This window comes from Streptomyces sp. NPDC042336 (genome assembly GCF_055581985.1).
Genome location: NZ_JBVJEA010000010.1, coordinates 226,087 through 249,357, shown reverse-complemented (window position 1 = coordinate 249,357; position 23,271 = coordinate 226,087). Strand labels below are relative to the sequence as shown.

At 75.2% G+C, this 23,271-nt stretch carries 21 protein-coding genes; 8 read left to right on the top strand and 13 right to left on the bottom strand.

The window, feature by feature from the left end:
- Positions 1-257: 257 nt before the first annotated feature.
- Positions 258-1,496 carry a molybdopterin-dependent oxidoreductase gene (locus ACZ6IM_RS22870; protein ID WP_052836578.1) on the bottom strand — a complete coding sequence of 413 codons (1,239 nt, stop codon included), beginning with the start codon at positions 1,494-1,496 and terminating at the stop codon, positions 258-260.
- An 83-nt stretch (positions 1,497-1,579) separates the two neighbouring features.
- Between ACZ6IM_RS22870 and ACZ6IM_RS22865 the strand changes: the two genes are divergently transcribed.
- Positions 1,580-2,986, top strand: a complete 1,407-nt coding sequence (locus ACZ6IM_RS22865; protein WP_469558585.1) for a hypothetical protein — start codon at positions 1,580-1,582, stop codon at positions 2,984-2,986.
- Positions 2,987-3,082: 96 nt separating this feature from the next.
- Here ACZ6IM_RS22865 and ACZ6IM_RS22860 read toward each other — a convergent pair whose 3' ends face one another.
- From ACZ6IM_RS22860 to ACZ6IM_RS22850, 3 genes are all read right to left on the bottom strand, one after another.
- Entirely contained in the window at positions 3,083-3,286 is a 204-nt protein-coding gene (locus ACZ6IM_RS22860) for a cold-shock protein (RefSeq protein ID WP_003975194.1), read from the bottom strand.
- 259 nt (positions 3,287-3,545) lie between these two features.
- Positions 3,546-4,217, bottom strand: coding sequence for a hypothetical protein (locus ACZ6IM_RS22855; protein ID WP_052836579.1), 672 nt, complete (start codon positions 4,215-4,217; stop codon positions 3,546-3,548).
- A 133-nt stretch (positions 4,218-4,350) separates the two neighbouring features.
- Complete coding sequence (locus tag ACZ6IM_RS22850) at positions 4,351-5,601, bottom strand: sensor histidine kinase (protein ID WP_052836580.1); 1,251 nt, start codon at positions 5,599-5,601, stop codon at positions 4,351-4,353.
- Between the two features lie 210 nt (positions 5,602-5,811).
- On the opposite strand from ACZ6IM_RS22850, the gene ACZ6IM_RS22845 reads away from it, so the two are divergent.
- From ACZ6IM_RS22845 to ACZ6IM_RS22835, 3 genes are read left to right on the top strand one after another with little or no spacing between them, the layout of a single operon-like run.
- Positions 5,812-6,147: a hypothetical protein gene (locus tag ACZ6IM_RS22845; RefSeq protein ID WP_469558581.1), complete on the top strand. Its 336-nt coding sequence runs from the start codon at positions 5,812-5,814 to the stop codon at positions 6,145-6,147.
- A complete protein-coding gene (locus tag ACZ6IM_RS22840; protein WP_052836581.1) occupies positions 6,144-6,899 on the top strand; it encodes an ABC transporter ATP-binding protein in 756 nt (251 codons plus the stop codon). Before ACZ6IM_RS22845 ends, ACZ6IM_RS22840 begins: the two co-directional genes overlap by 4 nt.
- Before the next feature lie 2 nt (positions 6,900-6,901).
- A complete protein-coding gene (locus tag ACZ6IM_RS22835) occupies positions 6,902-9,457 on the top strand; it encodes an ABC transporter permease (protein WP_052836582.1) in 2,556 nt (851 codons plus the stop codon).
- Between the two features lie 399 nt (positions 9,458-9,856).
- On the opposite strand, the gene ACZ6IM_RS22830 is transcribed toward ACZ6IM_RS22835, so the two are convergent.
- From ACZ6IM_RS22830 to ACZ6IM_RS22795, 8 genes are all read right to left on the bottom strand, one after another.
- The gene (locus tag ACZ6IM_RS22830; protein WP_052836583.1) at positions 9,857-12,385 is read right to left on the bottom strand and encodes an ABC transporter permease; all 2,529 of its coding nucleotides are present in this window, start codon (positions 12,383-12,385) and stop codon (positions 9,857-9,859) included.
- On the bottom strand, positions 12,382-13,224 hold the full coding sequence (locus ACZ6IM_RS22825; protein WP_052836584.1) for an ABC transporter ATP-binding protein: 843 nt from the start codon (positions 13,222-13,224) through the stop codon (positions 12,382-12,384). Before ACZ6IM_RS22825 ends, ACZ6IM_RS22830 begins: the two co-directional genes overlap by 4 nt.
- 142 nt (positions 13,225-13,366) lie before the next feature.
- Positions 13,367-14,041 carry a response regulator gene (locus tag ACZ6IM_RS22820; protein WP_052836585.1) on the bottom strand — a complete coding sequence of 225 codons (675 nt, stop codon included), beginning with the start codon at positions 14,039-14,041 and terminating at the stop codon, positions 13,367-13,369.
- Positions 14,038-15,279: a sensor histidine kinase gene (locus ACZ6IM_RS22815; protein ID WP_469558575.1), complete on the bottom strand. Its 1,242-nt coding sequence runs from the start codon at positions 15,277-15,279 to the stop codon at positions 14,038-14,040. The genes ACZ6IM_RS22820 and ACZ6IM_RS22815 overlap by 4 nt, the downstream gene beginning before the upstream one ends.
- A 262-nt stretch (positions 15,280-15,541) precedes the next feature.
- Positions 15,542-15,976, bottom strand: coding sequence for a hypothetical protein (locus tag ACZ6IM_RS22810; protein WP_469558572.1), 435 nt, complete (start codon positions 15,974-15,976; stop codon positions 15,542-15,544).
- A 58-nt stretch (positions 15,977-16,034) separates the two neighbouring features.
- Positions 16,035-16,406 carry a hypothetical protein gene (locus tag ACZ6IM_RS22805; RefSeq protein ID WP_469558569.1) on the bottom strand — a complete coding sequence of 124 codons (372 nt, stop codon included), beginning with the start codon at positions 16,404-16,406 and terminating at the stop codon, positions 16,035-16,037.
- A gap of 176 nt (positions 16,407-16,582) precedes the next feature.
- Positions 16,583-17,608, bottom strand: coding sequence for a hemolysin family protein (locus ACZ6IM_RS22800; RefSeq protein ID WP_052836588.1), 1,026 nt, complete (start codon positions 17,606-17,608; stop codon positions 16,583-16,585).
- A complete protein-coding gene (locus tag ACZ6IM_RS22795) occupies positions 17,605-18,996 on the bottom strand; it encodes a hemolysin family protein (protein ID WP_052836589.1) in 1,392 nt (463 codons plus the stop codon). Before ACZ6IM_RS22795 ends, ACZ6IM_RS22800 begins: the two co-directional genes overlap by 4 nt.
- A gap of 270 nt (positions 18,997-19,266) precedes the next feature.
- Between ACZ6IM_RS22795 and ACZ6IM_RS22790 the strand changes: the two genes are divergently transcribed.
- From ACZ6IM_RS22790 to ACZ6IM_RS22780, 3 genes are all read left to right on the top strand, one after another.
- On the top strand, positions 19,267-20,271 hold the full coding sequence (locus ACZ6IM_RS22790; RefSeq protein WP_469558565.1) for a sporulation protein: 1,005 nt from the start codon (positions 19,267-19,269) through the stop codon (positions 20,269-20,271).
- A gap of 128 nt (positions 20,272-20,399) precedes the next feature.
- Positions 20,400-20,855 carry a tellurite resistance TerB family protein gene (locus ACZ6IM_RS22785; protein WP_052836591.1) on the top strand — a complete coding sequence of 152 codons (456 nt, stop codon included), beginning with the start codon at positions 20,400-20,402 and terminating at the stop codon, positions 20,853-20,855.
- Between the two features lie 103 nt (positions 20,856-20,958).
- Positions 20,959-21,177, top strand: coding sequence for a twin-arginine translocase TatA/TatE family subunit (locus ACZ6IM_RS22780; protein WP_052836592.1), 219 nt, complete (start codon positions 20,959-20,961; stop codon positions 21,175-21,177).
- An 11-nt stretch (positions 21,178-21,188) separates the two neighbouring features.
- Here ACZ6IM_RS22780 and ACZ6IM_RS22775 read toward each other — a convergent pair whose 3' ends face one another.
- The gene (locus tag ACZ6IM_RS22775) at positions 21,189-21,944 is read right to left on the bottom strand and encodes a TetR/AcrR family transcriptional regulator (RefSeq protein WP_052836593.1); all 756 of its coding nucleotides are present in this window, start codon (positions 21,942-21,944) and stop codon (positions 21,189-21,191) included.
- Between the two features lie 120 nt (positions 21,945-22,064).
- On the opposite strand from ACZ6IM_RS22775, the gene ACZ6IM_RS22770 reads away from it, so the two are divergent.
- Positions 22,065-23,204 (top strand): cytochrome P450 family protein, encoded by a 1,140-nt coding sequence (locus tag ACZ6IM_RS22770; RefSeq protein WP_469558561.1) that lies wholly within the window; start codon positions 22,065-22,067, stop codon positions 23,202-23,204.
- The last annotated feature ends 67 nt before the right edge of the window (positions 23,205-23,271 follow it).

The window sequence follows — 23,271 nt, the reverse complement described above, 5'->3', positions numbered from 1 at the left end:
CGGGAACCGGACGTACGAGATCCACTCCCGGTGGTGCACCGCGCCAAGCCCGCGCGTGAGTGCCCGGTCGACCACCGAGTACAGCGGCAGCAGCACCAGGTCGTGCAGGAGCGCGGCCCCCACGAACCAGAGGGCCACGCCGAGCCAGTCGTCGGCGAGCAGCCGCACGCCCGCCCAGCCCGCGAGGGCGAAGGAGCACACCAGCACGAGGATCTGGAAGGGGCTGCCGATCCGGGGCCGCGACCCGCGTACGAGGTTCATCGCTGCTCCCCGAACGTCATCCGGGCCACCCACTTGGTGTTCAGCACGCCGGGCGCGGCGGGCACGATGATCCGGGCCGGGTGGCCGTGGTCCGGGCTCAGCTCCTCGCCGTTGACGAACAGGGCGAGCAGGGAGCGCGGGTCGGCCACCTGGTTGGCGCGCAGGGCCCCGCTGCGGAAAGCGCCGCGCCGCTGGAGCGACTCGACGAACACGTCCGGCGGGTCGTCCTCGTGGCCCACACGCGCGGCCAGGTCCCGCAGCCGCACCCCGCGCCACCACTGGTCGGACGTCGACCAGCCCTCGACGCAGGCGATGGGAAGGGCCACGCTGTGCTGCTCCATGGCGAGCAGCTCGGCCCGGCTGAACCGGACGGTCCCCGAGCGTCCCGTGACGACGAGCCGCCAGGTGTCGTCGCGGGTCTCGGCCGGGTCGATGCCCACGTGGGCGGCGGTCTTGTTGATCTGGAAACCGTTCGGTCCGTCGCCCGGCTCGGGCCCGCCGTGCGGGGAGAGCACGGCGGTGGCCCGCAACGGCCCGTCGAAACTGCGCCCCGCGTTCGCGGCGAACATCAGGAGTGAGCCGCCGCCGACGAACCACAGGGCCCCGCGCCGCGAGACGGTGGGCGGGGCCGGCCGCGGGGAGACCAGGTCGTCGCGCTCCTCGCGCATCGCCCGGAGGTTGCGCAGCGCGATCGGCGTCTTCAGCACCGCGTGCGCGGCGAACGCGGCGAAGAAGACCCAGGCGCCGTAGAAGTGCAGCGGGTAGAAGGAGCCGGGAAACAGATACTCCAGCTGGATGTTGAGCACCCCGGTGACGAACTCGAACAGCGCGCCCCCGACCAGCAGCAGCAGCGAGATCCGCTCCAGCGCGTGGGCGAGCGAGCGGGCCGGCGGCAGGGTGAACAGCCTCGGCACCACCGACCACAGCTTGGCCAGCAGCACCGGGATCAGGACCAGTCCGAGGGTGACGTGGACGCCCTGCGTGAGGCGGTACAGCCAGGGCGGGTCGGTCGGCCAGGCGAAGAGGTAGAAACCGAGGATCCCCTTGTCCGGCGTCTTGTCGTTGACCGGGGACAGGTCGGGGTTGTAGGCGGCGTACGAGAGCAGCCCGGTCAGGAACAGCACGGTGATGCCGGCGAGCAGGACGAGGCCGAGCACCGACGTGAACCAGGGCCCGCGCAGCGGGCTGCGCCAGAAACCCGGGGAGGAGGGAAGCCGTGGGGCGAGGTCGCGCATGTCCCGACCGTAGGCCGGGACCGGCCGCCGCGGCGGTCCGCGACCCATGACGAAACGCTGACGTCCACCGTGCGCACCGCCCGATGCGTGATCTCCCGGCCTACGGTGCCGGGGTGACCCCGACCCGCCCGCGCCCCGTCCCCCGCGACCTGTACGCCGTAGCGGCCGCCGTGCTGCTCGTGACCGCCGCCGTCCTGGTCGGCCGGTACGCGTACACCTACGACGACCTGATCGTCGGCTGGCCGCCCCTGCTGGGCCGCTGGGACCCGCACCTGGGGCCCGGCACCCCGGCCGCGCTCGTGGTCGCGGCGGCGGTCGTGGCGTACGGCCCGGCCGTCGCCGCCCGGCTGCCGTGGCGTGCGCTGCTGCCCGCGGCCTGGGGCGCGGCGCTGGCCTGGATCTGGTCGCTGGCGCTGATCGACGGCTGGCGGCGAGGGGTCGCCGGGCGGCTCACCACCCGTCAGGAGTACCTCTCGGTCATCGACCGCTGGCAGGACGTCCCGGCGACCCTGCGCGACTTCACCGGGCACATCCTCCTGCACTCCCCCGACAACTGGCCCGCGCACGTCGCCGGACATCCCCCGGCGGCCACGCTCACCTACGTGCTGCTCGACCGGATCGGGCTGGGCGGTGGGGGCTGGGCCGGGGCGTTCACCATCACCGTGGGCGCGTCGGCGGGCGTGGCGGTGCTGGTGGCGGCGCGGGCCGTGGCGGGCGAGCGGCTCGCCCGGCGGGCGGCGCCCTTCCTGGTGCTGGCACCGGCCGCGGTGTGGCTGGGCACGTCCGCCGACGGCTGCTTCGCGGCGGTCGCCGCGTGGGCGGTGGCGCTGCTGGCCCTCGCGGTCACCGGGCGCTCACCGGGATGGGCGGCCGGCTCGGGACTGCTGTTCGGGCTGACCTGCTACCTCTCGTACGGCCTGACGCTGTTCGCGGTGATCGCGGCGGCGGTGCTGCTGCTCGGCCGGCGCGGGGTGCGGGAGCGGCCGGTGCTGCTGGTGCCGCTGCTGGCGGGCGCGGCGGTGGTGCCGGTGGCGTTCACGGCGGCCGGGTTCGACTGGTGGGAGGCGTACCGCCTGCTGGTGACCCGCTACTACGAGGGTGCGGGCGGGGTCCGCCCGTACGGCTACTGGGTGTGGGCCAACCTCGCCTGCACGGTGCTCATCACGGGCCTGGCCACGGCGGCGGGACTGCGGCGGGCCGGGGGCGTGCTGCTGCGGTGGCGGCCCGGGGGCGTGCGGGCGGAGGGCGGGCGCGCCGGAGGCGAGCGGGGCGCGGAGGTCCGGCTGGCGTTCCTCGTGGCCGCCGGACTGCTCGCCCTGCTGGCCGCCGACCTGTCCGGCATGAGCAAGGCGGAGACGGAACGCATCTGGCTGCCCTTCGCCCTGTGGCTCCTGGCGGCCTGCGCCTTCCTCACCCGTCCGCGCGGATGGCTGACGGCGCAGGCGGTCGTGGCCCTGCTCCTCAACCATCTGCTGGCGACCGGCTGGTGAGGACGGCTGGGAGCGCACACGCGCCGAGGGCCCGCACCGTGCGGTGCGGGCCCTCGGCGGGTACGTCGACGTACGTCGAGACGTACTGCGCGGGTGTTACGCGGGAACGATGTTCTCCGCCTGCGGGCCCTTCTGGCCCTGCGTGACGTCGAAGTTCACCCGCTGGCCCTCCTGGAGCTCGCGGAAGCCCTGGGTGGCGATGTTCGAGTAGTGGGCGAAGACGTCGGCGCCGCCGCCGTCCTGCGCGATGAAACCGAAGCCCTTTTCGGCGTTGAACCACTTCACGGTACCGGAAGCCATGCTTTTTTCTCCTAGGCAAGTGCTGAAGGCCCACACCGCGCGGGCCCTCCCATCGCCGCGATGATCACCCGCCCGGAAAAACCGGTAACACAAATGGCAACCACAACTGCAACTGATGTCCAGCCTAGCACGTAATTCATGGACGGCCCGGGAAGAAATCGCCGACAAAGATCTACCCTTTTCCCCGTCGGACAATTATTCCCGCGCTGCGCCAATAACTGTTTCAGCGAGAATAGATTTCCGTATGCGGCGGTGTTGTTCAGCGCCCGAGGACCAGAACGCCGTACCGGCCGAGCACGGAGGACTGGAGGGTCTCGCCCTGGGCGTAGCGCCAGCCCCAGGAGCGCAGCGCCTGCACGGTCGCGCCGTCGGTGCGGTCCACCAGCGTGATGCCGAGGGCGGCGTCGTGCTCGGCGAGCAGGCGGGTCTGCATGCGCCGGGCGAGGTTCCAGGCACCGTCCTGGTGCTGTCTGCGCACGCGGGCCGGGACGACGATCCCGGAGACCAGGAAGAGCCGGCCCGACGCGGCGACGGACAGCACGGTCCCGGGCAGGTACGGCTCCAGGCCGCGCACGCCGCGCGGATCGCCGCCGGGCACGGGGTAGCCGTAGGCGCAGCCGGTCAGGACGGTGGTCTCCGCTATCAGCAGACAGAAGCCCGGACGCCGTACGTCGGCGCCCAGTTGGCGCAGGAAGGCGCCGCGGGCCGCGTTCCACGCCCGGGGGCCGCCGCCGGAGGTCTGCGCGTACAGGTCGCCCAGCTCGGCGAACCGGTCCTCGATCTGACGCCGGGTCAGTGGCCGCAGCCGTTCGCCGGCCTGCGGTGAGGAGCCGTGCGCCGGGCCCCGACGCCGCGGGCCCGGCCGGTGGTCACCGGCGGGCCGCTCGAGAGTCTCCGGGGTCGCCGGCCGCACCGGCACGTGCACCGTCATGAGGCGAGTCCTGCCCCGGGCTCGGGCGGTTCCGGCCCGGCGTCGTCGATCCCCGGGAGCGGCACCGGTGTCGGGGCCGGTGCACGGCATGCCCCCGGTCCTTCCACCGTACTCCGGGCCCCGTCCCGGTGGCTCAGCTCCCGCGGGGGAGGTCCACCTCCAGGGTGGTGGGGCCGCCGGGCGGACTGGTCAGGCGGAGGGTGCCGTCCAGTGCCGCGACGCGCCGGCGGATGCCGGTCAGCCCCGAGCCGCCGTCCTCGTCGGCGCCGCCCCGGCCGTCGTCCTCGACCAGCAGGCGCAGCCGGCCCCCGCGGGCCCGCACCGTGACCGAGGCCCGTGCGGCACCGCTGTGCTTCGCGACGTTCGTGAGCGCCTCGGCCACCACGAAGTACGCCGTCGCCTCGACCGACGCCGCGCACCGCTCCGGTACGTCGGCCTCGACGCGGCACGGCACCCCGCAGTCCGCCGCCAGTCCCGACAGCGCGCCCGCGAGCCCCCGGTCGGCCAGGACCGGCGGCAGGATGCCCCGCGCCACCGAACGCAGCTCCGCCAGCGCCTGCTCCGCCGCGGACTGCGCCCGTTCCAGCAGCTCGTCCGCCCCGGCGGGGTCACGCGCCGCCATCCGCCGGGCCGCGCCCAGCAGCACCGTCACCGACACCAGCCGGTTCTGCGCGCCGTCGTGCAGGGACCGTTCGATCCGGCGCAGCTCGGTGGCGTGCGCGTCCAGCGCGGCGGCCCTGGTCGCGGTCAGCTGCGCCACCCGCAGCGACAGGTCCGTGTCCGGGCCCGCCGCCAGCAGCCGCCGGGCCGGGGCGGCCTGGAGCCGTGCCATGCCGGGACCCAGGCCCAGGACGATCGCGATCCAGCCCACGCCCAGCAGGGTCGCCGCGACCGCGTCCGGCCAGCTGTGCGCGGTGCCGACACCGATGGACGTGGTCGTGGCTTCCCCGGGGCTCAGCCGCCACCACAGCGGGAAGGTGGTGTCCCGGACGGCGCAGAGCGGCAGCAGGAAGCCGAGCAGGCCCAGCAGGAACCCCAGGGTGGCGTGCCGGACCAGCCAGCTCAGCTCGCGCCGGGTGGTGGGGTCGGCCAGGGCGGGGCGCAGCCGGGTGGGCGGCGGGTCGGGCGGGACGATCTCGGGGCCCCGGCGGGACAGGCGTTCGCGTTCCCGGCGGGCGAGCGCGTGCAGGGCGCTCAGGGCGGCGGGGGCGAGCAGCAGGCCCACGCCGGCCGGCGCGGTCACGGCGGCCAGGGCCACCAGCAGCAGCACGCCCAGCGCCAGGAACGCCGTGCCCAGCCCGCCGACGAGCTGCCCCGTCGCCGCACCGGCGGCCCGCAGGGTCCGTACGGCGGTCTCCCGCACGGACGTGATCGGCACCGTCATCCGCCTGCCTCCCTCCGGGCCGTGGGCCCCGGCCGTGGGACCGCTCCGGCGTGGCCGACCCTATGCGGCCGGGCGGGCAGGTGACGGGTGCGGAGCCAGAAAGTACAGCCTGCTGTACCTCGGACCGGGCGGCCCACGGGATCGGCCGCCGGGGGCCCCGGTCCCTAGCGTCGGAGACCACCGAGAGCGACGCCGACGGAGGCCGCAGCCGTGACTCAGCAGGACCGCCAGAACCGCCAGGACCACCAGGACCGCCGGGCTCAGAAGATCCACCAGGGCCCCGATCACCACCACCAGGACCCCTACCGCCTGAGCGCGCCCCGGGCCGTCCCCGCCCCCTTCCCCGGCGACGGCGACGGCCCGGACGCCGTCTCCCGCGGTGACGTCCTGCGGACGCTGCTGTGGGCCGTGGTGGTGCTCAGCGCGGTCGCCAACATGGCCCTCTCCTTCACCGGTGCCGCCACCGCGCTCCACCTGGCCAGCGGCGTGGTCACCGTGCTCGCCGCCGGGACCCTCGTCGTGCGCGGGCTGCGGGGGCGGCGATGAGCACCGCCGCCCTCCCTGCCGTCACCGCGCGCCGGGCGCCCGCCATCGCGCTGGACCGGGTCGCCCGGACGTACCCGGGCGGCGTCCGGGCCCTCGACGAGGTGTCGCTGACCGTGGAGCACGGCACGTTCCTCGCCGTGATGGGGCCCTCGGGCTCCGGCAAGAGCACCCTGATGCACTGCGCGGCCGGGCTGGACTCGCCCACGTCCGGCAGCGTCCGCATCGACGGGCAGGAGATCTCCGGCCTGAACGAGACGCGGCGCACCGAACTGCGCCGCGAGCGCGTCGGGTTCGTCTTCCAGGCGTACAACCTGATCCCCTCGCTCAGCGTCGAGGACAACATCACGCTGCCGCTGCGCCTGGCCGGGCGGCGCCCGGACCGCGAGTGGCTGCGGACGCTGACCGAGCGGGTGGGGCTGGCCGACCGGCTGTCGCACCGCCCGGCCGAGCTGTCCGGCGGCCAGCAGCAACGGGCCGCCGTCGTACGGGCGCTGGCCGCGAAGCCCGCCGTCGTCTTCGCGGACGAGCCGACCGGCGCGCTGGACCTGCGCAGCGCCCACCAGGTGCTCGGCCTGCTGCGCGCGCTCGTCGACGACCTCGGCCAGACGGTGGTCATGGTCACCCACGACCCGGCCGCCGCGGCCCGCGCGCACCGTGCGCTGGTGATGGCCGACGGCCGGGTGGTCGAGGCCCTGGAGCGGCCGACGGCCCCCCGACTGGCCGAACGGCTCGTCGCGTTGGGGGAGCGGTAGACATGCTGCATCTCGCCCTGCGCATGGCCGCGCACCGGATCACCGCACTGCTCGCCGTGGCGTGCGCGGTGCTCGGCGGCGCGGCCCTGATCACCGCCACCGGCGTACTCGCCGAGTCCGGGCTGCGCTCGCAGCTGCCGCCCGGGCGGCTCGGCGGCGCGGACGTCGTGGTCGCCGCCGGCCAGGAGCTCCACCCGAGCGGTGACCTGCCGGTCGCGCTGCCCGAGCGGGCCACGGTCCCGGCCCGGCTCGTGGACCGGCTGGCCGCCCTGCCCGGCGTCACCGCGGCCGTCGGCGACATCGGCTTCCCGGCCGCGCTGGTCGACGGGCGTGGACGGCCCGTCCCGGTCGCCGGGGACCCGGTGACGGCGGGTCACGGCTGGTCCTCCACCCGGCTGCTGGCGGGTGCGCGGGTCGAGGGGCGGGCGCCGTCCGGTGCGAAGGGTATCGCCGTGGACGCGGCGACGGCCGACGCGGCGGGCCTCGCGGTGGGCGACCGGGTCCGGGTCATGGCCAACGGCCGCCCCGCCGCCTTCTACCGGGTCTCCGCGCTGGTCGACGCCCCGGGCGCGGGCGGCGGCGTCTACTTCGCCGACGGGACGGCCGCGGCGCTGGCCGGGCGCGGCGCCGGGAACGGAGGCGGCCCGCGCGCCGGGACCGTCGACCTGATCGGACTGCGGGCCGTCGACGGTGCCGAGGCGCGGGTGGCCGCCGCCGTCCGCGAGGAGGTGGCGGACACCGGCCTGCGGGTGGCCACCGGCGCGGACCGGGGCGAGGCGGTGGCACCCGGCGTGGGTTCCGCGCGCTCGCTGCTGATCCTGCTCGCCGGGTCGCTCGGCGGGATCGTGCTGCTGATCACCGGGTTCGTCGTCGCGGGCGCGCTGGGCGTGACCATCGCCGGGCAGCGCCGCGACCTGGCGCTGATGCGGGCCGTCGGCGCGACCCCGAAGCAGATCCGCCGCCTGGCCGCCGCACAGTCCACCCTGGTCGCGGCGGTCGTCCTGGTGCCGGGCGTGGCGGCGGGCTACCTGCTCGCGGGACGCTTCCGGGACCTGCTGGCCGACCGCGGCGTCCTCCCGGAGGAACTCCCGCTCACCCTCGGCCCGTTGCCCGCGCTCGCCACCCTGCTCCTGGTGGTGGGGGCGGTGCGGCTCTCCGCCCGGTGCGCGGCCTGGCGGACCTCGCGGATGCCGGCCACGGAGGCGGTCGCCGAGTCGCGCAGCGAGCCGCGCACACCGTCGCGGGCGCGGACCACGGCCGGGCTGCTGCTGATCCTCGGCGCCCTGGCGCTCTCGGTGGTGCCGCTGCTGTCCCGGACGGTCCTCGGGGCATCGGTCACGTCCATCGCGGGCATCCTCGCCGCGATCGGCCTGGCGCTGTCCGGCCCCGCGCTGGTCAGGAGCGCGGGCGAGGCCGTCGTACGGCGGCTGCGGCCCGGTGTGGCGGCGCCGACGTGGCTGGCGCTGTCCAACGTACGGGCCTACGCGCTGCGCCTGTCGGGCGTGGTCAGCCCGCTGGCCATGGGCGTCGTCTTCGTGCTGACCTACACCCTCACCCAGACCACGGTGCTGGCCGCCACCTCCGAGGACACCCGCACCGGCACGCTCGCCCAGTACGAGCTGACGGCACCCGCCCTGGGCGGGCTGCCCGACGGCACCCTGTCCGCCGTGCGGGACGTGCCCGGCGTACGGGCGGCGGAACCGGCCGGGACGACCACGGTGGTGTGGGAGTACGAGGAACTGGGCGAGCCCGCCGCCGAGTCGGCCTCGGCGATGATCCTGGCGCCGGGCGCCCGGGACGTCGTGGACCTCGGCGTGACCGACGGCGGCCTGGACCGGCTGACCGGGGCGACGGTCGCCGTCAGCGACGAGGCCGCCCGCACGCGCGACGCCGGGCTCGGGAAGCGGGTCCGCCTGGTGCTCGGCGACGGGGCGCGCGTCGAGGCCCGGGTCGTCGCCGTGTACGACCGGGGGCTGGGCTTCGGCCCGGTCGTCCTCTCCCGCGAACTGGCCGCCGGGCACACCACGGCCGGCCTCGACCAGCGGGCGCTGGTCCGCACCGACGGCACCCGGGAGGCGGGGCGGGCGCTCGCCGCGCTGGCCGCCGGCCGTCCCGGCCTCGCGGTCGCCGGCACCGGCCCGGACGCCACCGGCGCGGACACGCCGCCCGAGGTGTGGGTCAACCTGGCGGTGGTCGTGGTGCTGCTCGGCTATCTGCTGCTGAGCATCGCCAACAAGCTGGTCGCCGCCACCGCCCAGCGCCGGTCGGAGATCGCCGCGCTGCGCCTGGTCGGCACGACCCCGCGGCAGATCCGCGCCATGATGCGCCGCGAGGCCGCGGTGATCGCCGCCGCGGCCCTCGCCTCCGGCCTCCTGCTGTCCGCCGTCCCGCTGGCCCTCCTCGGCCAGGGCTTCCTCGGCCACCCTTGGCCGGCGGGCCCGGCCTGGCTCCTCCCTGCGGTGGCGGCGACGGTGGTGCTGACGTCCTGCCTCACGATCGAACTCCCCACCCGCCACGCCCTGCGCACCCCTCCGGCGGACGGCCTGCGAACGGGCTGACGCGGATCCCGGAGCACGGACCGGACGGCCGGTCCCCCCGGCAGACGGAACCTCGACCGAGCGAGCCTTCACGACCGGGCCGGCCCCCACGCTGGGCGAGCCCCCTCACGGCGAGCGGGCCCCGGGGCCGGACGGGCCGCGGACCGACGGCCGGGGGACCCCGCGGCCGTACGGCCTTGGCGACCGGGTCGCTACGGCCGGGCGGCCCGCCGGGGTCGGGCGAGCCCTCGCGGCAGGCGGACCCCGCGGCCGGTGAGCCGCACGACCGGGCGCCCCCGCGGCAGGCGGGGGCGCGACCGGACGGGACCTGCACGGCTGACGGCTCCCGTGGCCGGGCGGTCCTCGCGACCCGTCAGGTCGCTCACCGGTGGCCCGGGTGGGTCCGCGCGGCCCGGGGGGTCAGGCGCCCCGGTCGCGCAGTGCCGTGCGGGCCGGGAGGGTGGCCGCGGCGAGGGCGAGGGTCGCCGCGGTGGCGGCGAAGGCGGCGTACAGGAGTGGGGGTACGTGCGGGAACTCGCCGGTCAGTCCGCGCATCATCGGGGTCAGCGTGATCATGGCGATGGCGGTGCCCAGGGCCACGCCCGCCGCCGACACCAGCAGGCTCTCCCAGCCCAGCATGCGCAGCACCTGGCGGCGGGTGGAGCCGACGAGGCGGAGCGTGTGCAGTTCGCGGCGGCGGTCCAGGACCGTCATCACCAGGGTGTTGACCGCGGCGACGGCGGCGAAGCCGCCCAGGACGGCAGCCATCATGTAGTTCGCCCAGGCGCCGAACTCGCGGTCCACGTTCTGCGCGAGCGCGTAGCCGGAGGCGTCGGTGACCTCGCCGAGCGCGGTGAGCGGCTCGGCGTCGCCACCGCTGACCAGCAGGGTGTCGGCGAAGGCCGACGTGACGTGCCCGTCCAGGGACGCACGGTCCATGGTCACGGCCGGCAGGCCCAGGCCGCGGCCGTAGACGGCGACCACTTCCGGTGCGGCCCTCGTGCCGTCGGGGAGGTAGAGCGACAGCTTGTCGCCGAGGCCGACGTCCGTGGCGGTGGCGAGGGTCTTGTCGACGGCGATGCGGCCCGGCCCCACCCGGTCCAGGCTGCCCTCGCGCACGTCCAGGTCCTGGACCTTCGCGAGCTGCGCGCCGGAGCCCCGGACACCCTGCGTCGCCGTCCCCTGCAACGAGGTCTCGCCACCCCCGCGTACGGGCACCAGCACCTGCGTGTCCAGCAGGCTCACGGCCGCGTCCACGCCCGGGGCGCGGGCGGCCCGGTCGGCGGCGTCGGCGGACAGGCCCGCCGGGTTCGTGACGACGTGGTCCGCCGTGACGCCCTCGCGGAGCTGCTCCGAGGCGACGTGGCTCTCGCTGGTGTGCATGAAGACCAGCGTCGAGGCGAAGGCCATCGCCAGCACGATCGGAGTGATCGCGGAGGCCAGCCGGCGCGCGTTGGCGCGCGAGTTGGCGGCGGCCAGCGACGCGGAGGCCCCGCCGCCGCGCAGCAGCAGCCCGAAGAGCCCCGCGCACAGCCGCGCCAGGACCGGCCCGAGCAGGGCGACGGCCAGCATGAAGAGCATGACGACGCCGAGGGAGGCGTTGGCCGCGTCGGAACCGGCGGCGGAGGCCGCCACCCCGGCGAGCACCGAACCGCCCCCGACCGCGGCGAGACCGAGGACCGTACGGACGACACCCGGCCGCAGCCGCTCCACCGAGGCCTCGGCGAGCGCCTGACCCGGCTTGATCCTCGCGGGCCTGCGCCCGGCCGCCCAGCCGGCACCGAGCGCCGTGAGCAGCACCACCCCGACGGCGGCCAGCAGCGGGAACCCCGAGACGTGCACGTCGACCGCCTCCGGGACGGCCCCCCGGTCCCGCATCTGGCCGAACCACCAGTGCGCGAGCCCGATCCCCGGCAGGCAGCCGAGCAGCCCGGCGAGCGGGGCGACGAGCAGCGCCTCGGCGGCCACCGCGCGGCGGATCTGCCGCGGGGTGGCGCCGACGGCCCGCAGCAGCGCGAACTCGCGGGTGCGCTGGCCGACGGAGAGCGCGACCGTGCCGGCCGCGGTGAAGACCGCGACGAGGGTGGCGATCCCGCCGAAGGAGCCGCCGACCGCGAAGAGCGTCTCCTTGGCGTACGCCAGCCCGTGGTCCTCGACCTCACCGCGGTCGTCACCGGTGAGCACCCGCGCGCTGGAGCCCGTGAGGGCCTTGCCCACGGCGGCGGCGAGGGCGTCCGGGTCCACGCCCTCCTCGGCCAGGACGGCGACGGCGTCCGCCCTGCCGGGGTGCCCGGCCAGCACGGCCGCCTCGGCGTCGGCGAACCAGGCCGTGCCCGCACCGCCCGCCGCCTCGCCCGCGGTGTCCCCGGCACCGGCCCGGGCCAGCCCGGACACCCGGAAGTCGGCGGGTCCGTCGGCCGTCTCCAGCGCGACGGTGTCGCCGACGCCGAGCCGCGCCGTGCGGGCCGCGTCGGCGCCGAGGACCACCTCGCCGGGGTGCGGCGCGGCGCCCTGCGCCAGGGCGGTGCCGGTGAAGGCGTGCGAGCCCCAGCCGTGGCCGGTGAGCGCGTCCGGAGCGGAGCCCGGCGAGGACCCGCCCCGGTGCACCGGGAAGGTGAAGTCCGCTACGGCGGTGGCCGCGCCCGGCACCGCGGCGGCCCTCGCCGCGAGCCCCTCGTCCACGCGCGCGGTGTCCGGCAACGGGTACGCGGTCTCCTCGGGACCGTCGACGGTGTCGGCGACGACGCGCGCGGACTGGTCGGCCGCCGCGACGACCGGCGCGTTCGCGTACCGCTCGGCCGGCACCGAGGCACGGAGGCCGGTCTCCAGCAGGACGCCGCAGGCCGCCACGACCAGCGCCGACATCATCAGCGCGACGAACGTGCCCGCGAACGAGGCGGGCTTGAAGCGCACGGCGGCGCGGGCGAGTCCGTTGGGCTTGAAGCTCATGCCGCCGCTCCCGCCCCGGCCATCGCCCGCGTACGTCCGGTGAGCGCGGTCATCCGGGCCGCGATCTGCTCCGCCGACCCCCGTTCGAGGTGGTCGGCGAAGGCCCCGTCGGCGAGGAACAGCACGCGGTCGGCCCAGGCGGCCGCGGCCGGGTCGTGGGTGACCATGACGACGGTGGCGCCGAGGGTGTCCACCGCGTGCCGGAGCAGTCCGAGGACCTCGGCGGCGGTGCCGGTGTCGAGGGCGCCGGTGGGCTCGTCCGCGAAGATCACGTCGGGTGCGGTGACCAGGGCGCGGGCGACGGCCACGCGCTGCTGCTGGCCGCCGGACAGCTCGCCGGGGCGGCGCCGCGCCTTGTCGGCGAGTCCGACCTGCGCGAGCACCGCCGCCGCCCGGCCGCGGTCCTGACGCTGCCCGGCCAGGCGCATGGGCAGCAGGACGTTCTGTTCCACGGTCAGCGACGGCAGCAGGTTGAACGCCTGGAAGACGAAGCCGAGGCGGCTGCGACGCAGCTCGGTCAGCTCGTTCTCCTTCATGCCGGTGATCTCCGTGCCGCCGAGGCGCACCGATCCCGCGGACGGCCGGTCGAGCCCGGCGGCACACTGCAGGAACGTCGACTTGCCCGACCCGGACGGGCCCATGACGGCGGTGAAGGTGCCGTGCGGGAGGCCGAGGTCGACGCCCGCGAGCGCGTGCACCGTGCCCGCGCCGCGGCCGTACTGCCGCCGGACCCCGCGCAGTTCGACGGCGAGCCCGGGCGTGGCGGCCGGGGCCTCGGGGCGGTGGTCCACTCCCGTCCGGTCGTCCGCCTGCCGCCGCTTGCCCTTGCGTAGCCTCATGGTGCCGTCTCCCTCATCCGTCTCACCCGTACATCAGGTGCTCCTGTGTGACGGGGTGAAGAGTGCGGGGACGGCTCGGCGCCGGGCGTCATACCCGGGAGCCAATGTGGGCCCCCTACCGCGGTAGGGGTGGGAGGAGGGGCTAGTCCCCCGGGGCCACGAGCCCCGACTCGTACGCGAAGACCACCGCCTGGGCGCGGTCGCGCAGGTCCAGCTTGGTCAGGACGCGGCTCACGTGCGTCTTCACCGTCTGCTCGGCCAGCACCAGGATCTGGGCGATCTCCGTGTTGGACCGGCCGCGGGCGACCAGGGTGAGGACCTCGGTCTCGCGTTCCGTCAGGCCCTTGAGCCGCAGCGCGGGCTTGCCCCGTGAGGCGGGGCGCTGCTGGGCGAAGTCGGCGATGAGGCGGCGCGTCACGGAGGGAGCGAGCAGCGCGTCGCCCGAGGCCACCACGCGTACCGCCGCGATGAGGTCGGCCGGCGGCGCGTCCTTCAGCAGGAAGCCGCTGGCGCCCGCGCGCAGCGCCTCGTACACGTAGTCGTCGACGTCGAAGGTGGTGAGCATCAGCACCCGCGGCCGATGCGTGACCCCCGGCGGTGGCGCGAGCAGTCGGCGCGCGGCCTCCAGGCCGTCCATCTCGGGCATCCGCACGTCCATCAGCACGACGTCCGGATGCGTACGCCGGCTCAGCTCGACGCCCTGCGCGCCGTCGGGGGCCTCGCCCACCACGTCGATGTCACTCTGGGCGGCCAGCAGCGCGGCGAAGCCCGCCCGCACCATGGCCTGGTCGTCGACGATGATGACGCGCGTCGTCACGTGAAGTCCTCTTCCGTCAGGGGGAGTTGAGCGGCGACCCGGAAGCCGCCGTCCGGCAGCGGCCCCACGTCCAGGCTGCCGCCGACGAGCCGCACCCGCTCGCGCATGCCGACCAGGCCGTGTCCGGTGCCGCCCACTTCGAGCGGCCCGGCGGGCGGCTCGGGCGGCGGGTCGTTGACGACCAGGACGGTGAGCCGCTCCCCGCCCTGCTCGCCTGCGGGTGCCGACACCGACAGCGACACGTGCGTCGTGGCGCCCGGCGCGTGCCGTACGACGTTCGCGAGGGCCTCCTGGACGATCCGGTACGCCGAGAGACCCACCGTCTCGGGCACCTCGGCGTCGCAGGGGGTGAACTCCACCGGCCCGCCCGTCCGCGCGGTCGCCTCCACCAGCTGCCCGATCTGCCCGAGGCCCGGCTGGGGGACGAGTTCGCCGTGCGACTCCTCGTTGCGCAGCACCCCGAGGAGGCGTCGCATCTCGCCGAGCGACTCCCGGGCGGTCGCCGCGATGGACGTGAACTCCTCCCGCACCTGGGGCGGCAGCCCCGCGAGGCGGTACTCGGCGGTGTCCGCCTGCACCGTGATGACGGACATGTGGTGCGCCACCACATCGTGCAACTCGCGCGCGATGCGGGCGCGTTCCTCCAGCAGCGTCCGCCGTCCCCGCTCGGCCTCGCTGATCGTCTCCTGCTCGGCCAGCCTGCGCTGCACCTCGTACCGCTCGCGCAGCACACCGCCCAGCAGGAGCGCGACGCCACCGAGGATGGTGAGCAGCAGGTCCTTGGCGCCGGTGCCGTGCGGGGCGGCGAACCCCAGGCCGACGTTCGCACCCGCCGTCGCCAGCCACACCAGCACCAGCGTCCGGCGCCGCTCGCGCAGGCCCAGGGCGAGGCAGAGGCCGACGTACCCGACGAGTTCCATGGGCGGGAAGGGCCACAGCAGCCGCTCCTGGAAGTCGACGGCGAGCAGGGCGAGCGCCCCGGCCACGTCCGCGACGAAGACCACGTACCAGGCCTGCAGCGGCCGTACGACGGCGAGCAGCAGCGGCGCGGCCTGCGCCACGGCCAGCGCGCTCGCGACCCCGCCGTTCAGGCCGTAGTCGGCGGTGAGGACCACGATGGTGGTGGGCAGCAGGGCGACGCACAGCACGAACGCCAAGGCCCACGGCAGCACCCGCACCCACCGCCGCGACGCCCCCGCGAGCAGCGCACGCGGACGTCCCTCCTCCACTGCCGTCATGGGCACCACCCTAGGCGCCCGCCGCCCACCTCGACGGCGCCCGAAGGGGCGGCGTCCACGGGGCCCACGCCCCCGGATGCGCACGGCACAGAGGCTTTGACCAGCAGCGCGGCCATCCGTCCGCCTTCCCTGGGTCCCGTCGTGGCGCTGACAGAGACAAGCTTGGCCGACGCCGCGAGCCGGCACGTCACCCTGGGGAGCCAAGCCGGAGGTGATACCCCGGTAGGGGGTCGGTTACGCCGGTGCCCGGCATGCCCGTCGGTCAGACGGACGCCGCCGTCCACTCCCGCGGCAGCGCCAGGCGCTGGTCCTTGGTGGGGGCGAAGTCCTCGGGCTCGTCCCGGCGCCGGCCGAGCAGCTCCCCGACGGTGGTGCCGCCGTCGGCGAGGCGTGCGAGAAGGATGCGGGAGAGCTCGTACTCGTCCGGGGTGTGGATACCACCGGTGACGGCGGCCAGGGCGCTCGCCTCGGCCGGGCCGTCGTCCCGCGTCTCCACCCGCACCGTGAAGAGCGGCGGGTGCTCGCCGTCCCCCGTGATCAGCACGACGACCGAGTCGGATGCGAGGGACGCCGGCCGTCGCCCGGCGGACCGCACGGCCACGTCGCACACGTCCAGCCCGCTTGCTTCCTCCCAGTCCCAGGACCGGCCACCCTGCCCGTCCCCCAGGATCTCCACCCCGCCCTCGGTCGGCCTCACACCGGGCGTCTCTCCCCCGACGGTACGGATGTCGTTGTCGTGGGTGGTACGAACGTGATCACGCAGAGGTTCCCCACCGTCGGCCGTCGACTTGGAACTGCATCCACTCGACTCCCGGAACGGTGAAGTGGGAGCCGGGCAAGGAGGCGATGCCGTGGAACTCGCCCTCCGCGTCCGGGGCTCCCAGCGCCCAGGGCGTGGCGATCAGCCACGCGCTCCGCAGGACAGCGAGAAGAGCCGCCTCCGGACCGACCGGCTCGAGGGGCGAGGTCAGACGCAGTTCGGCAAGCTCGGGGTACTTCCAGTACCGCTCGTAGGTCTCGATCCGGAGAGCCCGGTCCAGCCGAGCCGCAATCCGGCCGACCACACGCTCGGCCCCACGACGGTGATGGGCGCGTACGTGGCAACGCCATTGGATCGTCTCGGACATGGGCAGAGCATCGCGCACCGCTACGGGGGCGCGCAGCGGCATTCGATCCCGATGCCCCGGGGCCGGTCAGGCCGGCGCCCATGTTCCGGCAGCCGTGGCGGCCGGAGTTCTCGTGCTGAAGACAGAGGGGAACGGGGCGCGACCGGCCGGCCGGAGGGGCGGCCGGTCGCTCCGTGTTACGACGCCACCGGTGTCGTCGGGCCCACCAGTTCGGTCAGGACGTCCTCCATCGTCACGAAGCCCAGGACCGAGCCGGCCTCGCCGGTGACGGCGGCCAGGTGGCTGTCCTCGGCGCGCAGGGCGGTGAGGGTGTCGTCCAGGGGGGTGTCGATGCGGACACGGGTGACGCGGTGCAGGGCCGTGCGCGGGAAGGGGCTCTCGCGGTCGGTCAGGCCCAGGGTGTCCTTGATGTGCAGGTAGCCGAGGACGGTGCCGCCGGGGCCGGTGACCGGGAAGCGGGAGTAGCCCGCGTCGGCGGCCATGCGTTCCAGCTGGGCCGGGGTGACCGTGTGCGGGACCGTGCGCATCTTCTGGGCCGGGACCAGGATCTCGCCGACCGGCCGGGTGCCCAGCTCCAGCGCGTCGCGCAGGCGTTCGCCGTCGGCCGGGGTGAGCAGTCCGGCCTCGCTGGCGTCGACCACCATGCGGGCCAGCTGGTCGTCGGTGAAGACGGCCTCGACCTCGTCCTTGGGCTCCACCCGCAGCAGCTTGAGGAGCGTGTTGGCGAAGGCGTTGATGCCGAAGACGACCGGCTTCAGGGCCCGGGTGAGGGCGACCAGCGGCGGGCCGAGGAGCAGTGCGGTGGTCGCCGGGGCGGCCAGCGCGATGTTCTTCGGGATCATCTCGCCGATCAGCATGTGGAGGTACGTCGCGAGTGCCAGGGCGATCGCGAAGGCGACCGGGTGGACCAGCGCGTGCGGCATGTGGACCGCCTCGAACACCGGCTCCATCAGGTGCGCGATGGCCGGCTCCGCGACCGCGCCGAGCACCAGGGAGGAGACGGTGATGCCGAGCTGGGCCGTGGCCATCATCTGGGAGATGTGCTGCAGGCCCCACAGGGTCATCCGGGCGCGCTTGTCGCCCGTCTTGGCCCGCGGCTCGATCTGGCTGCGGCGCACCGAGATCATGGCGAACTCGGCGCCCACGAAGAACGCGTTGGTCAGCAGCGTCAGCGCGCCGATGAAGAGCTGTACGACGGTCATCGGGCCAGCTCCCGCTCCTCGTGCGCCGACCGGTCGGGCGACGGCCGATCACGCTCCGGCCGCTCGTGCGCCGACGCGTCGCCGTCCGGCGCGGGGGCCGTGACCCGCAGGCGGTCGGCGCGGTGGTGGTCGACGTCGAGGACGTCGATGCGCCAGCCGTCCAGGGCGACCACGTCACCCTTGGCGGGGATGCGCGTCAGGTGGGTGGCGACCAGACCGGCCAGGGTCTCGTACGGACCCTCCGGCGCGGTCAGGCCGATGCGCTCCAGGTGGTCCAGGCGCAGCGAGCCGTCGGCCTCCCAGGCCGCGCGGCCGTCCGCATCTGCCGGGGCGGGCAGCAGGTCCGGCACCTCGACCGGGTCGTGCTCGTCGCGCACCTCGCCGACGACCTCCTCGACGATGTCCTCGACCGTCGCCACGCCCGCCGTACCGCCGTACTCGTCGATGACGACGGCCATGGTGCGGGTGGCGCGCATGCGCTCCAGGAGGCGGTCCGCGGGCAGGCTGTCGGGCACCAGGAGCGGCGCGGTGGCCAGCTCGGTGACGGGGGTGGCCCGGCGCCTGTCCGGCTCAAGGGCCAGCACGTCGCGGATGTGGACGGTGCCGACGACCTCGTCCAGGCTGTCCCGGTAGACCGGGAAGCGGGACAGGCCGGTGGCGTGCGAGAGGTTCGCGGCGTCGGCGGCGGTGGCGTGGGCCTCCAGGGCCTTGACGTCCACGCGCGGCGTCATGACGTTCTCCGCGGTCAGCTCGCTCAGGTGGAGCGTACGGACGAACAGCTCCGCCGAGTCGGCCTCCAGGGCGCCCTCCGCGGCCGAGTGCTGGGCCAGGGCGACCAGTTCCTCGGCACTGCGGGCGGAGGCGAGCTCCTCGGCCGGTTCCAGGCCGAAGCGGCGCACGAAGCGGTTCGCCGTGTTGTTCAGGTGCCGGATGAAGGGGCCGAAGGCGGTGGTGAAGCCGCGCTGCGGACCCGCGACGACCTTCGCGACGGCCAGCGGGCGGGAGATCGCCCAGTTCTTGGGGACCAGCTCGCCGACGACCATCAGGACGACGGTGGACAGCACCACGCCGAGCACGGTCGCCACCGTCGAGGAGGCGCCGCCCAGGCCGATCGCCGTCAGCGGGCCGCGCAGCAGCACCGCGATCGACGGCTCGGCCAGCATGCCGATGACCAGCGAGGTCACCGTGATGCCGAGCTGGGCGCCGGACAGCTGGAGGGTCAGGGACCGCACGGCCTTCAGGGCGCCGTCGGCACCGCGCTCACCGGACTCGGCGGCACGCTCCAGGTCGGAGCGCTCGACGGTGGTGAGGGAGAACTCGGCCGCGACGAAGAGGGCGCAGGCCAGGGTGAGGAGGAGGGCCAGCAGGAGCAGCAGGACCTCGGTCACCGTGCCACCCCGCTTCCCTCACGCGCATACGGGGGCACTGGCGGGCCGGCCGCGGCACGGCCGGTACTGGGAGGCTCCATTACGGAACGGGACTCCTTAACGGGGTGGCGGGCGCCGGTACCAGCCGGGCGCCCGAGGGTTCTCCCTCATGGTAAAGGACGAGCAAAGAGAAGGGGAGTCCTGAGACCCCTATGCTTCTACTCGCCTGTAGAGAACGGCCGGACGGCTCCGGTTGTTCCCCCGGACGAAAGCGAAGGAGTGAACGCCTCGATGGTGTTCAAGCGGCTGCTCGGTTCCCTCGGCGTGGGCGGACCCACAGTGGACACGGTCCTCGACCCGGGCGCCGCCCGGCCGGGAGGCACGCTGTCGGGCCGGGTCCACCTGGTCGGCGGCACCGCCGACCACGACGTCGAGCACGTCGCACTGGAGCTGGTGGCCCGCGTCGAGACCGAGCACCTGGAGGCCACCGGGGAAGGCGACGGGGAGGGCGTGGTCGTCTTCGACCGGCACACCGTCGGCGGGGCCTTCCGGCTCGCGGCGGGCGAGGAGACGAGCCTCCCCTTCGCGGTGACGCTGCCCTGGGAGACCCCGGCCACCGAGCTGCACGGGCAGCCGCTGGGGATCGTGCTCGGCGTGCGCACCGAGGTGGCGGTCGCCGGCGCCCGGGACAAGGGGGACCTGGACCCGCTCGCCGTGGCGCCGCTCCCGGCCCAGGAGGCCGTCCTGGAGGCCCTCGGCGGGCTCGGCTTCGGCTTCCGCTCCGCCGACCTGGAGTACGGCCGCATCGGCGGCACCGGGCAGCGGCTGCCCTTCTACCAGGAGATCGAGCTGACCCCGCCCCCGCGCTACGCCCACCAGGTCAGCGAGATCGAGCTGACCTTCCTGGCGGTGCCCGGCGCGCTCGAAGTGGTGCTGGAGGCGGACAAGCGCGGCGACCCCTTCCCCGACGGCCACGGCGGCCACGGCGGCCACGACGCGCTCAGCCGCTTCACCGTCCCGCACGAGGGCCCCGCCGGGCCGCAGGACTGGACTGCCCTCGTCGACGGCTGGATCCAGGAGCTGGTCGAGCACCGCGCGTCGTACGGCTCCCACGCGGTGTACGGCCACGAGTCCGGGTACGCCGGTCACGGGCCGGGGCCGTCGGACGGCGGCTCCGGGACCGGCGCCGCCGTGGTGGCCGGGGCCGCGGGGATCGCCGGAGGGCTGGTCGCGGCGGAAGTCGTCGACGAGGTGGGGGACTTCTTCGAGGGCGACTCCGACGACGGGGAAGACTGATAACTTCTACAGTGTTGTAGAGGGGCGGGTGCGCTCCGGAGGTCCGCCCCGGCCCCCGCCCCCCGTTCGTCCCCGATCGTCCTCGATCGACCTTTCCCCGTCCGACCGGTACGGAGTACGGAGTTCTCATGGCCCTGTGGGACCGCTTCAAGGAGTCCGCGTCGCAGATGCAGACGCAGCTCGTGGCGAAGAAGAACGACCTCAAGAGCGGCGCCTTCCGCGACGCGAGCATGGCGATGTGCGCGCTGGTCGCCGCGGCCGACGGCACCGTCGACCCCTCGGAGCGGCAGCGGGTCGCCCAGCTGATCGCGGCCAACGAGGTGCTGCAGAACTTCCCCGCCGACGATCTGCGCCGCCGCTTCGAGGACAACCTGAACAAGCTGACCGCCGACTTCGCCTTCGGCAAGGTCGGCATCCTCCAGGAGATCGCCAAGGCGAAGAAGAAGCCCGCCGAGGCCCGGGCCGTGGTCCAGATCGGCATCGTGATCGGCGGCGCCGACGGGGACTTCGACAAGGACGAGCGCGCCGTGGTCCGCGAGGCGTGCTACGCCCTCGACCTGCCGCCGCACGAGTTCGACCTCTGAGACCCCCCGGGCCCCGCCCGCGCCGGGCCCGCCGTCCTTGCCGTAGATTCCGGGTGCGGGCCCGTGCCGCGGGGCCGCACCGTACGTCCACCAGGGGAGCGCCGTGTTCGGACTCAGCGAGCTCGCGATCATTCTCATCGTCGTCGCGGCCGTCATCGCCGCGAAGAAGCTCCCCGAGCTGACCCGCTCGGCGGGCAAGTCGGCCCGCATCCTCAAGGCCGAGGCCCGCGCGGCGAGGGACGCGGACGAACCGGGGACGCCGCGCGTCATCCGGGGGGAGACGGTCGAGCGCGAGGACCCCGGCACCGGCCCCCGGGGCTGAGCGGGCCCGCGTCACGCGCCGGGCCCGCGGTCCCCGGCACGGGTACGGTGCGGGCCCAGTTCACGCAGCACCTCGCCGAGTTCGGCGGCGGTGAGCGCGGGAGCGGGCAGGGCTCCGGCGGCCGGTTCGGTGCGCAGCCCCGCCAGGAACAGGGCGAGGGGGCGTCGCCAGGCATCCGGCGCGGTGACCGTCGCATGCGCGGCGTACGCCACCTCCGCCGTGGCCGCCGCGCCCGGGGCCGTCGTCGCCGCGGTCAGCGCCGGGACGGCGCGGCCGAGTGCCGCGAGCGCGAACAGCACGTCCTCGGTGGTGACGTCGGCACGGACGGTGCCCTCGTCGCGGAGGCGGGACAGCAGCGCGTCCACGGTCCGCCGGTTGTGCTCGTGCACCGCCTCCAGGCTCTCGACGCCCCGCAGATGCGTGGTCATGAGGTCGTTGGAACCGCGGTCGGCGGCCAGGGTGCGGAAGACCACCTCCAGGTAGGCGGTGAGCCCCGCCCACGCGTCCGGCGCCTTCCTGGCCCGCTCACCGGCGTCCATCGTGCCCGTCAGCGAGTCCCGGAAGACGGCGTCCACCAGGGCGGCACGGGTGGGGAAGTGGCGGTAGAGCGTCGCGTTTCCCACCCCCGCCCGGCGCGCGATCACGTCGAGCGGCGCGTCCAGCCCCTGCTCGGTGAACACCTCGTGGGCCGCCTCCAGCAGAAGCTCCCGGTTGCGCCGCGCATCACGTCGCTGCCGGGGCGCTCCGTCGCGTGCGCCGACGGTCATCCTCATCCTCCGGGTCGTACGAACCGGGGAGTGCTCCCCGTGCTCCGGGTGCCGATGCTATCGTCGGCCGAGAAAATGGGGACTGCTCCCCGTTTCACTGTTCTTCCCCCAGGAGGCTCCATGACCGCGCCCTCCCCCGACGAACTGGCCGCCCTGCGCGCCGAGGGTGCCGTGCACCGGGTGCTCGTACCGGGCAGCGGGGAGAGCTGGCTGGTGGTGACGCGCGACGCGGCGCGGGCCGCGCTCGCCGACCCGCGGCTGCGCAACGACATCCGGCACTCCGCGTCCTGGCGGAGCGACGGCGGGCACGCCATCGGCCACAACATGCTCCAGAGCGACCCGCCGCAGCACACGCGCCTGCGACGCCTCGTCGCCGGGCACTTCACACCGGGCCGGACCGCCGCCCTGCGCCCGCGGGTCGAGCGCATCGCGCACGAGCTGCTGGACGCGCTGCCGCGACCGGGCACGGCCGACCTCGTCGCCCGGTACGCGCTGCCGCTGCCGGTCACGGTGATCTGCGAGCTGCTGGGCGTGCCGGAGAGCGACCACGACGGCTTCCACGTCTGGTCGAACGAGCTGGTCACGCCCACCTCGCCGGAGGCGGCCGAGTCGGCGGCCGGCGCCCTGACCGGCTACCTCACCGAGCTGACCGACGCCAAGCGCCGCAGCCCGGACGGCACGCTGCTCAGCGACCTGACCGACGCCGCCGACAGCGGCTCGCTCACCGCCGGGGAGCTGCTCGGCATGGCCTTCCTCATCCTGGTCGCCGGGCACGAGACCACCGTCAACCTGATCTCGGCGACCGTCCACAGCCTGCTCACCCACCCCGACCAGCTCGCCCGCCTGCGCGCCGAGCCGGAGCTGACCGGGAGCGCCGTGGAGGAGTCGCTGCGCTACAACTCCCCCGTCCACGCCTCCGCGTTCCGTTTCGCGGCCGAGCCGCTGGAGCTGGCGGGCACCGCCATCGCGGCGGGCGATTCGGTGCTCGTCTCCCTCGCCGCCGCCTCCCGCGACCCGGCGCACCACCCCGACCCCGACCGCTTCGACATCGGCCGCCGCCCACAGGGCCACCTCGGTTTCGGCCACGGCCCGCACCACTGCCTGGGCGCACCGCTGGCCCGCGTCGAGGCCGCCGTCGCCGTACGCCTGCTTCTCGAACGGCACCCCGCGCTCGCCCTCGCCGCCGATCCGGCGTCGCTCACCTGGCGGACCGGCACCCTGCTGCGGGGGCTGACGGAACTGCCGGTGCGCCTCGGCTGAGCCGCAGCCCGGTGCCGGTGCCGGTGCCGGCGGCACCGGCACCGGACCGCGCGGGATCAGAACGGGA